At 74.5% G+C, this 13,685-nt stretch carries 2 protein-coding genes; both read right to left on the bottom strand.

The annotated features are described in order from the left end of the window. Nucleotides 1-6 precede the first annotated feature (6 nt). A complete protein-coding gene (locus ACGF5O_RS09895) occupies nucleotides 7-1,578 on the bottom strand; it encodes an amino acid adenylation domain-containing protein (RefSeq protein ID WP_393809390.1) in 1,572 nt (523 codons plus the stop codon). Next, a complete protein-coding gene (locus tag ACGF5O_RS09890; protein WP_393809389.1) occupies nucleotides 1,572-13,676 on the bottom strand; it encodes an amino acid adenylation domain-containing protein in 12,105 nt (4,034 codons plus the stop codon). The genes ACGF5O_RS09895 and ACGF5O_RS09890 overlap by 7 nt, the downstream gene beginning before the upstream one ends. Nucleotides 13,677-13,685 lie beyond the last annotated feature (9 nt).

Below are 13,685 nucleotides of genomic sequence, written 5' to 3'. Positions count from 1 at the left end.
GGGCGATCAGATCCTCTCGGGCAGGGCGGCCGGGGCGGCGGGAACGGGGACGACGTCGAGCACGGCGAGGCTGCCGCGCCCCCAGGCGGGCTCGGGCAGTCGGCGCCGGTCCTCCTTGCCGTTGGCGTCCAGGGGCAGCGCGTCCAGCGCCACGTACTCGGAGGGCAGCATGTGGCGCGGCAGCCGCCCGGCGAGGAAACGGTGCACGTCGGCGGCGCGCAGCGGCCCCGTGTCACGCGGCACGACATAGGCGACGACACGTTTGTCGCCGGGCGGCGCGACGCGCGCGGTGACCAGGCAGGAGCGCACCTCGGGTGCCTCGCCGAGCGTCGCCTCGATCTCGCCGGGCTCGATGCGGAAGCCCCGGATCTTGACCTGGCTGTCGGCACGGCCGACGAACTCCACCGTGCCGTCGGGGCGTTTGCGGCCGAGGTCGCCGCTGCGGTACGCGCGCCTTCCCGTCCCGGGGTCGGTGACGTAACGCTCCGCGGTGAGCTCGGCGCGGTCGTGGTAGCCGCGGGAGACGGTCTCCCCGGCGATCCACAGCTCGCCGGTCGTGCCCGCCGGGAGGGGGCGTCCGCGCTCGTCCATGACGTGCAGGCTCGCGCCGGGGATCGGGGTGCCCAGCGGCAGCGGGGACTCCACCTGGTCCGGGTGGGTGAGCAGCCGGCGGCAGATGGCCACGGTGGTCTCGGTCGGCCCGTAGATGTGCGCCACCGTCAGCCCGGGGTTGGTCTCCAGCACCCGCCGCACCCGGGCCGGGGACACCACGTCACCGCCGGTGATCACGGTGCGCAGCGGCGCCAGCGCCTCGGGCACGTCGTCGGCGATCCGGTGGAAGAGGCCCGACGACAGCCACAGGTCGGTCACCTCCTCGCGGGCCAGCACCTCGCCCAGCTCCGCGGAGGTCAGCAGGCCGTCCGGCGGGAAGGCCAGGCAGGCGCCGCGCAGCAGCACCCCCCAGATCTCCAGCACCGACGCGTCGAAGGAGAACGAACTGCTCTGGAGCATGGTCCGGCCGGGCCCGAGCGCCGCGAAGTCCTGCCGCAGCGCGAAGGCGGTGACGTTGCGCTGCTCGACCAGCACCGCCTTGGGCAGGCCGGTCGACCCCGAGGTGTACATCGCGTACGCCAGGTCCGTGGGCGCGGACAGCTCCGCCGCACCGGGCGCGAAGGGGTCCTCGCCGCCGGCACCGGTGTCGGCGGCCGGGTCGAGGATCACGCAGTCCGCGAGGGCGGGCGGCAGGTCGCCGCCGTCGCCGGAGGACACCAGGACGCGGATGCCGCTGTCCCGGCGCATGTGCGTCAGCCGCTCCTCGGGGTACGTCAGGTCCATCGGCAGATAGGCGCAGCCCGCGCGGAGCACCGCCAGGGCCGACACCACGAAGCCCGGTGACGGGGTGGCGGCCACCCCGACCAGTTCCCCCGGCCGCACCCCGAGCCGGAGCAGACCGCGGGCGATACGGGTCGCGGCCCGGTCCAGCTCGCCGTAGGTCATCCGGGTGCCGGGCGCGCGCAGCGCCACGGCGTCCGGGTCGCGTACCGCCCACCGGCGGAACGCGGCGTCGATCGTCACCATCGTGCGTCCTCCAATCCGACCCCGAGGTCGTGCAGCAGTTCTCGAAGGAAGTCCTCACCGGCGTCGGAGTTGGCGGTGACGACGAGGCCCAGACCGCGGTCCGGGTCGGCCCAGGTCAGCGAACGGAAGCCGGGGACGCCCCCGGTGTGTCCGAACCACCGGCGGCCGCCGTACGGCTTGCCCGCGGTGCCCAGGCCGCCCGGAGTGCCGGGGTGGGGGCGCAGCATCTCGGCCGCCGCCTCCGCACCCAGCAGGACCGCCGGGCCACCGGTGACCGCCCGCTGGATCTCGACGGCGACCCGGGCCAGGTCCCCGGGTGTGGACCACAGGCCGCCCGCGGCGGACTCCGGGTACAGGTGCCAGCCCTCCGGGTAGGGCGCGCCCGACGCCTGGTGGTTGCGAGCCAGCGTGGTGCCGGGCAGATCCGGCACGCGCGGCGCGAAGTCGCTGTCCCGCATGCCCAGCGGGTCCAGGACGAGCGCGCGCATCAGCGGCGCGAACTCCTGCCCCGTGACGTCCTGGAGCACCTGCTGCACCACGGTGAAGTTGCTGCTCGAGTACAGGTACGGCGATCCGGGCGGGCCCACGGGCCTGACCGGCGGGGTCAGCGAGGGCGGACCGCCGGCGAGGACCTGCGCCGGGCTGGGCATCGGCAGGCCCGCGCGGTAGCCGTCGTAGGACTGCGCGCCGAGCCCCGCGGTGTGGGTGAGCAGATGGCGCAGGGTGACCCCGTCACCGGGCAGCCGCCAGGAGGTGAGCATCCGGTTGACGTCGGTGTCGAGATCGAGCCGCCCGTCCTGGACCAGGGCCATCACGCCCAGCGCGGTGACGTGCTTGCTGATCGAGCCGACCTGGAAGACGGTGCGCTCGTCGACCTCGACCGGGTCGTCGGCCCCGAGGACCCCGAAGCCCCAGGCGCCGCGCAGGTCACCGTCGTCGATCAGCGCGATCGCCACGCCCGGTACCCGGTGCCGCAGCATCGGCAGCCTCGGGGCCGGAGCCCCCGCGAACAGCCGCCGCACGAAAGGCTCCGCCGGCACACGTATCCCCTCGGACGGGGCGGCGGTCAGGCCGGCGAGGTGTTCCAGGTGCCGTTCGGCCAGTTCGCGTACGGTGTCGGCGTCGAAGTGGTCGGCCGCGTAACGCCATTCGAGGTGCAGCTCGCCGTCGAGGACCGCCGCTTCGATCTCCACGAGGTGGGAGCGCCGCTGCTCCGGGTCGACGTGCTCGCCGAGCGACCGGGGAAGGGGCCGCAGCGGCGCGTCCCCGGTCGGAGCGGTGTCCCGGCGGCCGTGGTAGTTGAACGACAGCTGTGCCACCGGTGCGGTGCTGTCGTCCCCGCGCAGGTACCGGGCGAGTCCATGGCCGATGCCGCGCCCGGCGGGCGTGCGGGTGTGCTCGGCGACCACGTCGATCCAGGCGTCCATGGCGCCGGACTCCGGCCGGGTGAGCAGCAGCGGCTGCACACTGGTGAACCAGCCGACCGTACGGGTGAGGTCGACGTCGTCGAACAGCGGCTCACGTCCGTGCCGCTCCACGTCGATCGCGCAGGTGTCACCGCCGGTGGCCTCGGTGAGCGTGCGGGCCAGTGCCGCCAGCATCAGGTGCTCCGGCTCGGCGCCGCGCCGCGCGGCGGCCCGGCGCAGCAGGCCCGCCGTGGCCCCGGCCGCGAGGACGACGCTCGTGGAGCGGGCCCGGCCCTCGGTGTTGTCACCGGCCTCCCGGTCCGCGGGCAGCGGCGCGACGGACGGACGCGGCAGCGCCCAGTAGGCGGCCTCGGGTGCGAACTCCGCGCTGTGCGCGTGCTCGCCCAGCCGCCGCGCCCAGTGCTGGACGGAAGTCGTCTTGGCGGGCAGCTCACCCCCCGCGCACAGGGTGGCGAGGTCCTCGGCCAGGATGTGCCAGGACACGGTGTCGACGGCCACGTGGTGGACCACCAGCAGCAGCTGCCCGGTGTGCCGCAGCAGCACGGCACGCAGCAACGGGCCGCCGGCCAGGCCGAGTCCGCCGTGCGCGGCCTCCACCGCGGCGTCGGCCTCGTGCGGGGTGTCCACGACCGTGAGCGGGTCGTCGTGGCCGCCCGCCGGCGCCAGGTCCTGGTGCCAGCGGTCCTCCCGGCGGCTCCAGCGCAGCCGGAGCGCGTCGTGGTGGTCGATCAGGGTCCGCAGCGCGGCCCGCAGGACGTCGGGGCCGATCTCCGGAGCGGCGTGCAGGAGCCGGCTCTGGTTGAAGCGGTCGCAGGGCCCGACGGCGGCGTACTGGTGCTGGATCGGTCCGAAGGGCACCTCGCCGGTGACCGGGCCCTGCTCGGCGTGGACGCTGGTGGAGCGGCCCTGGGCCGCCGCCTCGTCCGAGGCCGCGGCGAGGGAGGCGACCGTCGGGTGCTCGAAGACCATCTTCGGGGTGATGGACAGGCCCGCCTCACGCGCCTTGGCGACGGTGTGGATCAGCAGGATGGAATCCCCGCCCAGCGCGCGGAAGTTGTCGTGCACCCCGACGCGCGGCACCCCGAGGACCCGGCACCAGATCCGGGCGACGGCCTCCTCGGTCGCGGTGCGCGGAGCCACCTGGGACTCCGGTGCCACCTCGCGGGCGGCGGGGTCCGGATCGGGCAGGGCGGCCCGCTCCACCTTGCCGTTGGCGTTGAGCGGGACGGAGTCCACGGCGACGAGGAACCTCGGCACCATCACGTCGGGCAGCTCCGCGCGCAGGGCGGCGAGCGTACGGTCCGGGTCGTCGCCGCCGACGGTGTACCCGACGAGCGTCTTGGAACCGGCCACGGTCCGTACGTCGGCGACCGCGTCCCGGACGCCCGGCGCCCGGCGCAACGCGTCCTCGATCTCGCCGAGTTCGACGCGCACTCCGCCCAGCTTGACCTGGTGGTCGGCGCGGCCGGCGAACTCCAGGACGCCGTCGGCCCGTCGGCGTCCCAGGTCGCCGGTGCGGTAGAGCCGGGAGCCGGGCGGCCCGAAGGGGTCCGGCACGAACCGTTCGGCGGTCAGCCGGTACCGGCCGTGGTAGCCGCGGGCCAGCCCGGGGCCGCCGATGAAGAGTTCGCCGGTGGCGCCGGTCGGCAGGGGTTGCATCGCCGCGTCGAGGACGTGGACGGTGTTGTTGTCGATGGGCAGTCCCAGCGCCACCGCGCCCGTGTCGGGGACGGCGTCCTCGGCGGTGCACACCCGGCAGGTCGAGTCGATGGACACCTCGGTGGCCCCCCAGGTGTTGTCGAGGCTCACCCGCTCCCCGAACACCTCCAGGAACCGGCGCACCAGGGCGGGGCGCAGCGCCTCACCACTGGTGAGGACGGACCGCAGCCGGGACATCGACCGGGCCCGCTCCGGGGTGAGGATGTCCAGGAACACCTCCAGCACACTGGGCACGAACTGCACGTGCACCACGTCGTGCCGGGCGACGGACTCGGCGATCGCGTGGGCGTCACGGTGCGCCCCGGGCGGCAGCAGCACGACCTGGCCCCCGTTGATCAGCGGCCACAGGATCTCCACCGCCGCGTCGTCGAAACCGAGGGTGGTCTTGTGCAGGACGCCCTCGCCGGGCCGCAGCCCGTGCCGGCGCTGCATCCACGTCATGCGGTTGACCCAGCCCGCGTGGTGCGAGGCCACCGCCTTGGGCGCGCCGGTCGATCCCGAGGTGTAGTACAGCGAGCACAGGTCGGCGGGCAGCGCGTCCGGCCGGGGACCGGAACCGGGTTCCTCCGGCCAGGCCGTGGGGTCGTCCAGGGCCAGCAGTAGGGCGGCCGTGTCCTCGGGCAGGGCCGGGAGCAGCCGGGTCTGGGTGAGCACCACCCGGGCCCCGGAGTCGGCGAGCAGATACGCCTGGCGCCGGGCGGGGTGGTCGGGGTCGACGGGCACGAAGGCGGCACCCGCCTTGAGGATGCCGAGCAGGCCCACCACGTGCTCGAAGGAGCGTTCGGTGCACAGGGCGACCAGGTCGCCGGGACGGACACCCTCCCGGTACAGCCGTGCGGCCACCCGGTCGGCCCGCGCCCCGAGTTCGGCGTAGGTCCAGGTGTCGGAGCCGAGCCTGACGGCGACGGCGTCCGGGGTGTCGGCGGTCCGGCCCGCGACCAGGGAGTGCAGGGTGCGGTCGTCCGGGAAGGGGACGACGGTGTCGTTCCAGGCGTGGACGATCCGCTCGCGCTCCTCCGCCGACAGCATCGGGACCTCGGCGACCAGCGTCGGCCCCTCGGCGGCACCGGGGCCGTCCTGCCCGTCCGGGCCGGGTCGGCCTCCGGTGAGGCCGGTCAGCAGCTGCACGACCTGGGCGAGCAGCCGGTCGGCGGTGACCTGGTCGTAGTGGGACCTCTCGCAGCTCAGGCTGAGGGTCAGCCGGTCGGCGCGGGTGGCCTCCAGGACCAGGGGGTAGCCGGTGTCGCGGGCCTCGTCCTCGGCGACCGGGACGACGCCCCGCGGCAGACCGCCGGGACCGGTGTCGGTGTAGACGAGCAGGCTGTCGAACAGCCGCCGTCCCGGCGCCACCTCGCTCGCCCGCTGCACGGCCGGCAGCGCGACATGGGCGCGCCCCGCGACCTCGGTGACCCGCTGCTGGACGTCGCGCAGCAGCTCGGTGAGGTGTGCCCCGGGGTCCACGTCGACGCGCAGCGGCAGGGTGTTCATCAGCAGACCCACCATCCGCTCGACCCCCTCGACGTCGCCGAAGCGGCCGGAGACGGTCGTGCCGAAGACGACGTCGCGCTCCCCGCTCGTCCGGCTCAGCAGCAGGGACCACGCGGTGTGGACCAGGGTGCCGACGGTGACGCGGTGGTGGCGGGCGGCCCGCTCCAGCTCGTCGCAGAGCGCGGCCGGCAGGGTGCGCCGGGCGTGCCACAGCCCCGTGGCGGCCCCGGTGGGACGGCTGCCGGGCAGGGGAGTGGGCCGGGCGAAGCCCGCCAGGCGGGACCGCCAGTGGGCGCTCTCGCGCTCGGTCTCCTCGGGGGTGTCGTGCTCGGCGAGCCTGCGCAGGTACTCCCGGTACGGCGGCGGGTCCGCGAGGACGGGCAGCCGGCCCGTCTCGTGACGGCTGCGGTAGACGGCGAACGCCTCGGAGAGCAGGGCGTGCAGGCTCCAGCCGTCGAAGACGACATGGTGGGTGGTCCACACGAACCGGTGCCGGTCCTCGGCGACCCGGACCAGCAGGAAGCGGGAGGGCGGAGCGGCGCCGAGGTCGAAGACGGTCTTCTCCTCCGCCGCGATCAGCTCGGCGAGCCGCCCGGCACGCCGGTCCTCCGGGAGGGCGGTGAGGTCGGCGTACCGGAAGCGCGGCGGCGCGGCGGCGCGGACGACCTGGACCGGGCGGGGCAGGTGGGCCCAGTGGAAGGTGGACCGCAGGATCGCGTGGCGGTCGACCAGATGGGCCCAGGCGTCCTCGAAGGCGGCCTGGTCGAAGTCGCCCTCGATGTCGACGGCGAACACACGCACGTAGTCGCCGGTCTCCGCCAGCGTGTCGAGGAACAGCCCGGTCTGCAGGGGCGACAGGGGCAGTACGTCCTCGGTGTCCTCCCTGCCCACGGCGTGCAGGAGCCCGTCCAGGGTCTCGGCGTCGAGCCCGGTGAACGCGAACGGCCGGGTCTCCGCGGGCGGCGTCGAGGCCGGCGCCCCGCCGCCGAGGCCCGCGAGTGCCGCCACCGTGGGGTGGGCGAAGATCTGCCGGGTGGTGACGGTGAGTCCGGCCTCCCGGGCGAGCGCCGAGACCGTGACCGCCTTGAGGGAGTTGCCGCCCAGCGCGAAGAAGTCGTCGTCCACCCCGATGTCGCCGGTGCCCAGCACCCGGGCCCAGATGTCGGCGAGGGCCCGTTCGACGGGCCCGCGGGGCGCGGTCCGCGCGGACAGGTTCTCCGGGGCCGCCTCCGGGGCGGGAAGCGCGGCACGGTCGATCTTGCCCGCCGGGCTGAGCGGCATCCTCTCCAGGACGACGAGCCGGTCGGGCACCATCGCCCGGGACACCTCGCCCCGCAGGAACGTCCGCACCTCGGCGGGGTCGAGCGCGTCGCCGGCGACATGGCCGACGAGGAACTCCTCGCCCGCCGCGTCCCGGTGGACGGTGACGGCGGCCAGCCGCACGTCCGGGTGGCGGGCCAACGCCTCCTCGATCTCGCCCAGTTCGATGCGGTGACCGCGGATCTTGACCTGGTGGTCGTCCCGGCCCAGGAAGCGGATACGGCCGTCCGCCCGCCGCGCGGCCAGGTCACCGGTGCGGTACAGCCGGGTGCCTGGGGCGCCGAACGGGTCGGGCACGAACTGCCGCGCGGTCAGCCCGGCGCGTCCCAGATATCCGCGGGCCACGCCCGCGCCCCCGAGGTAGAGCTCGCCCGGCACGCCGATCGGCACCGGGCGCATGGCCTCGTCGAGGACGTGGGCGGAGGTGTTGGGCAGGGGGAGCCCGATGGTCACCTCGTCCTGGGCGCAGTCGACGTCGTCCCAGGTGGACCAGACGGTGGCCTCGGTCGGGCCGTACACGTTGATCAGCCGGGGCAGGCCCGTACGCAGCTCGCCGGCCAGGGCGTGCGGCAGCGCCTCGCCGCCGACGAGGCCGACCTCGACGCCGTCCGCCGCGCCGAACCCGGCGGCCAGCAGCAGCCGCCACCCGGACGGGGTGGCCTGCACATGGCTGACCCGGTGAGTGTGGATCAGGGCCCGCTGGGCGGCGGCGTCCCAGCGTCCCTCCTCCGGGACCACCACGACCCGGCCGCCCGTGGTGAGCGGCACGAACATCTCCACGGTGGAGATGTCGAAGGACAGGGCGGTCAGTCCCAGCCACGTCTGCGGGCCGGTGGGCTCCAGCACGTGCGTCATGGCGGCCGTCAGGTGGGCCAGCGCCGCATGGGTGACCTCGACGCCCTTGGGACGGCCGGTGGAGCCGGAGGTGTACAGGACGTATGCCACGTCGTCCCGGCCGGGACCGTCGCCGGTGCTCCCCGCCGTTTCCGCGGACGACGACTCCGGAGGTGTCGGGTCGTCGGCGGTACCGACGCGGACCACGGTCACCCCGTCCGGGACGGACCGCGCGGGGGGTTCCTCGCTCGCGAGGAGGACCCGTACCCCGGAGTCCGACAGCACGAAGGCGGCCCGGGCGTCGGGGTACTCGGGGTCCAGCGGGACGTAGGCGCAGCCGGCCCGCCACACCGCGAGCACCGCGGCGATCATCGTCGCCGAGCGGTCGAGGCGCAGGCCCACCCGGTCACCCGGCCGCAGCCCGGCGGCCCGCAGCCGCCACGCCAGCCGCGTGGCCTCCTCGTCCAGGCGGGTGTACGTCCACTCCCGCGCGTCGTACACCACCGCCGCCGCGTGCGGCGTGCGCGTGCGTTGCTCCTCGATCATCGCGGGCACGGTCGTGGCGGCGGGGAACGTGTGCGCGGTGTCGTTCCAGCGGCGTACGACGGTGTCGTGGGCGGCCTCCGGAAGGATCGCCAGCTCCCCGACCCGGGAGCCCGGTCGCTCCACGAAGGCGTCGAGCAGGCGGCCGAACGACGCCAGCAGACGCTCCGCGTCGGCGGAGTCGACCCGGAGGTCGTCGTGGAGGAGCTGGAGGACGGCCCCCGCCGGGCCGGTACGGATGTTCAGCATCAGCGGATAGCCGCTGCTCTGGTGCACCGGACCCATGCGCAGCGACAGCCCGCCCAGATCGGCGCGCTCGGCCACCGCCAGGTTCTGCAGGACCAGGATGCTGTCGAACAGCTTCTTGTCGCCCGGCACGTCCGACCAGTCGTGGATGTCGGTCAGCGCGGTGTGCTCGACGTCGCGCAGCCCGGCCGACTGCCCGGCCAGGCGGCCCAGCCAGTCGTCGAGCCGGTCGTCGTCCGCCCAGCGCACGCGCACGGGAAGGGTGTTGGAGAGCAGCCCCACGATCTGCTCCACCTGCGGAAGGTCGACCGAACGCCCGGAGACGGTCAGCCCGAAGAGCACGTCACGGCTCCGGCTCCAGCGGCCCAGCAGCAGGGCCCAGGCACCCTGGAACACGGTCCCGAGGGTGCACCCCCGCTCACGGGCGAGCCGCGACAGCGCCTCCGTCAGCTCCGGGGTCAGGGCGAGTTCGACCGTGCGGGCCGCTCCGGCGGGTGTGTCCGGGGACGCCGGTCGCACCACCGGGAGCGAGGTGGGCTCGACGAAACCGGCCAGGGCGTCGCGCCAGTACCGCTCGACGGCACGCGGGTCCTGCTCCGCCAGCCACTCCACGTAGGCGCGATGGGACACCGGTGCGGGCAGCTCGCGCGCGGGGCGTCCCGGCGTACGGCGCGCGGTGGCGGTCGCGAAGACCTCGTTGAGCAGCGGACCGACGCTCCAGCCGTCGGCCAGGATGTGATGGTTGTGCCACACGAGGTGGTGGCGGTCGGGTCGGGTGCGGATGAGATGGAACCGCTGGGGCGGAACCCGGAACAGGTCGAAACCCGCGGCGCGTTCCTCGGCGAGCAGCGCCTCCAGGCGCCCCGGGATCTCGTCCGCCGGGACCTGGGACCAGTCCAGGACGGTGAAGTCGGCCCGCACATGGCGGTGCACGATCTGGAGCGGGCGCTCCAGTCCCTCCCAGCGGAAGGAGCAGCGCAGCGCGTCGTGCCGGTCCAGGACGTGCTGCCAGGCGGCGATCAGGCCGTCCTGGTCGAGGTCGCCGTCGATCTCCCAGCGGTACTGGGTGAAGTAGGAGTCCCCGTCGTCGTCGTGGAGGCTGTGGAACAGCATGCCCGCCTGGAGCGGGGTGCAGGGATAGATGTCCTGGACGTCCTCGGCGGAGAGTCCGGTCAGGACCCGCTCCAGTCCCTCCCGGTCGAGGCCGGCCAGCGGGAAGTCGCCCGGGTCCACGCCGCCGGCCGCCGCCCCGTCGTCCGACGCGACGGCGACGGCCGCCAGTTCGGACAGGGTCTGATGGGCGAAGACCTGGCGCGCGGTGAACACGTACCCCGCCTCCCGGGCCCGCGACACGAGGAACACGGCGGTCACCGAGTCGCCGCCCAGGGTGAAGAAGTTGTCCTGCGCCGCCACCGACGGGACGTCGAGCAGCCGGCTCCAGATGCCGGCCAGGACCCGCTCGGCCCCGGCGGCGGGCGGCCTGCGCTCCGCGGGAGCCTCGTTGCGCGGGGCGGGCAGGCGACGGCGGTCGACCTTGCCGTTCGGCGACAGCGGCAGGCTCTCCAGCGACATGAAGACGGCGGGCACCATCGCCACGGGCAGGGCGGCCGTGAGGTGGCGCTTCAGCGCGTCCTCCGTGACGTCCCCGACGACGTAACCGACGAGCCGGTCCCCGGCGGCACTGCGGTCCACCACGACCACGGCGTGCGCCACGTCCGGGTGCGCGGTCAACCGGGCCTCGATCTCGCCGAGTTCGATGCGGTGGCCGCGGATCTTGACCTGGTGGTCGTCGCGGCCGAAGAAGCGGATACGGCCGTCGGGGCGTCGCGCGCCCACGTCGCCCGAGCGGTACAGGCGCGCCCCGGGCGGTCCGAACGGGTCCGGCACGAAGGCACCCGCCGTCAGCCCCGGCCGCGCGTGGTAACCGCGCCCGACCCCGGGCCCGCCCACGTACAGCTCACCCGGGACGCCGACGGGCACCGGGCGCATCGCGGCGTCGAGGACATGGACGGCGACCTGGTCGACGCCGGTGCCGACGGTGATGTCCGCGGCCGGGTCGGTGACGTCGTCGTACGTGGCCCACACCGTGGACTCGGTGGGCCCGTAGCAGTTGAGGACGCGTCCGGCCGTCAGCCGCAGCTCCGCGGCGAGCGCGGGCGGCAGCGACTCACCGCCGGTCATGGCGACCGCCAGCCGCGGCAGCCGCAGGGTCGAGGCGAGCAGGACCCGCCAGCCCGACGGGGTCGCCTGCACATGGGTGACCCCGTGCTCCCGGCCCGTGGCGACCGCGGCGTCACCGTCCTGCGCGGCCCCCTCCGGAGCCAGGACCACCCGGCCACCGGTGGTGAGCGGCAGGAACATCTCGACCAGCGCGATGTCGAACCCGATGCCGGTCAGACCGAGCCACACGTCGTCCGGGCCGGCATCGAGCCGACGCGCGGTGCCGCTGAGGAAGTTGACGAGTCCCCGGTGCTCGATCGCCACGGCCTTGGGGCGGCCGGTGGAGCCCGAGGTGTACATCAGATAGGCGAGGTCGTCGGCGCGCGGCGCGTCGTGGTCCCGCGGCGCGGGCACGATGCCGGCGGCGCGGTCCTCGGAGCCGGGGCCGACGTGCAGCGACGGAACCGCGCCGAACAGCGCGTCCCGCCCCGGTTCGGTGACCACGAGCGCGGCCCCCGCGTCCTCCACCATGGTCCGCAGGCGTTCCTCGGGGTGATCCAGCGGCAGGGGCAGGAAGGCGCAGCCGGCCTTCCACACCCCGAGCAGCGTGGCCACCAGCCGCTCGGAGCGGGGCAGATGGATCCCCACCAGCGCGCCGGGTCCCGGCACGGCCGCGCGGAGCTGTGCGGCGATACGGTCCGACAGCTCGTCCAGATCCCGGTAGGTGAGGCAGGTTCCGCCCGCGGTGACCGCGGTGGCGTCGGGCGTGGCGGCGGCGACCGCCGCGAAGAGGTCCAGCACGGTGCCGTCGGGCGTCGCGGCTCCGGAGCCCAGGGAGTCCTCGACCACACGGGCGAGCTCTTCGTCGGAGAGCAGGCCCACCTGGCCGACGGTGGTGTCGGGCGCGGCCACCGCGCGGCTCAGTACCTCGACCAGCGAGTCCAGCATCCGTTCCACCGTCGCCGGCTCGAACAGCGTGCTCTCACCCACCAGGTCGAGCCGGACCCCCTCGTCGAGGTTGGCCGCGACCAACGACAGGTCCACCTTCGCGGACGCCATGCCGATGCGCTCGCGCTCGACCGTGACACCGGGCAGGTCCCACACGTGCTCACGCGACTCGATGCACTGGTACATGACCTGCGACAGCGGATTGCGGGAGGCGTCCCGGGGATGCCCGGAGTCCGCGACCAACTGCTCGAAGGTGACGTCCTGGTGTTCCAGAGCCCCGAGAACCACCGCGTTCATGCGCCGCACCAGCGTGGCGAAACCGGGGTCGTCGCTGACGTCCACGGTCAGCGGCAGGGTGTTCGCCATCATGCCGATGAGCGGTTCGGTGTCGCCGACGACCCGGCCCGAGACCGGCGTCAGCACCGAGAAACGGTCCTGTCCACCGCTCCAGCGGTGCAGATAGCCCGCGAAGACCGACAGCAGGGCGGTGAAGAGGGTGACGTTGTGCCGCCGGGCGAAGTCCCGCAGCGCCGCACTGACCTCGGGGGACAGCAGCCGGCGGGCGCCGTGCCCCCAGAACGACGGGGTGGGGGGACGCACCTGGTCGGTGGGCAGTTCCAGGACCGGCGGCACTCCGTCCAGCGCCGAACGCCAGTAGGCGAGCTGCCGCTCCAGCAGGTCACCGGAGAGCCGCTCCGACTGCCAGTGCGCGTAGTCCCGGTACGACACCAAAAGCTCCGGCAGCACCTTCGCGAGGTCGGTGACCCCCCGCGCGGACGCCGCGTACAGGGCGCCGAACTCGCGGCCCAGCACGCCGCACGACCATTCGTCGGCGACGCAGTGGTGCAGGTTCAGCACCAGGACGTGGGTGCTGTCGTCGCAGGTGACCAGGACGGCCCGGAAGACGGGGCCGCGCTCCAGGTCGAAGGGGTCCGCGATCTCCTCCTCGGCCACCCGCACGGCCGCGGCCGACCGCGCGACCGGGGGAAGATGCGACAGGTCGACCGTGCGCAGCGCGGCCGGGGCGGGCGGCAGCGGGACCTGACGGGGCGGGCTGTCGTCCCGGAACACCATGCGCAGCGTCTCGTGCCGCTCCACCAGGGCGTCCAGCGCCCGGCGGACCGCGTCCCGGTCCAGCGCCCCCGTCAGGCGCAGGACGCGGTGGACGCTGAAGGTGGAGTTGTCGGACAACAGGCGGTCCGCGACCCACAGGTTGTGCTGGACGGGCGCCAACGGGGCGCCCTCGGTGCCAGGACGGCGCGGTACGGCACTCGGGACACCCACGGGCGCCGCAGCGGTTCGAGACCTCCCGAGCAGCCGCTGCTTGAGCAACTCACGCTTCTCGGCGGTCAGTTCCCTCTTCATCGCCGCCGGCTCTTCCACTTCGGCGGCTTCTCCGGTCCACGTCGTCATGGCAGTTCG

Origin of the sequence: Streptomyces sp. NPDC048291 (genome assembly GCF_043201715.1) — a bacterium.
Classification (GTDB): Bacteria; Actinomycetota; Actinomycetes; order Streptomycetales; family Streptomycetaceae; genus Streptomyces.
Note: the sequence above shows the minus strand (reverse complement) of the source record. Positions and strands in the feature narration are given on the sequence as shown.

Excerpts from the sequence above, each read along its gene's own strand:
- ACGF5O_RS09890 (WP_393809389.1), bottom strand. The coding sequence starts at position 13,676 with ATGACGACGTGGACCGGAGAAGCCGCCGAAGTGGAAGAGCCGGCGGCG.
- ACGF5O_RS09895 (WP_393809390.1), bottom strand. The coding sequence starts at position 1,578 with ATGGTGACGATCGACGCCGCGTTCCGCCGGTGGGCGGTACGCGACCCG.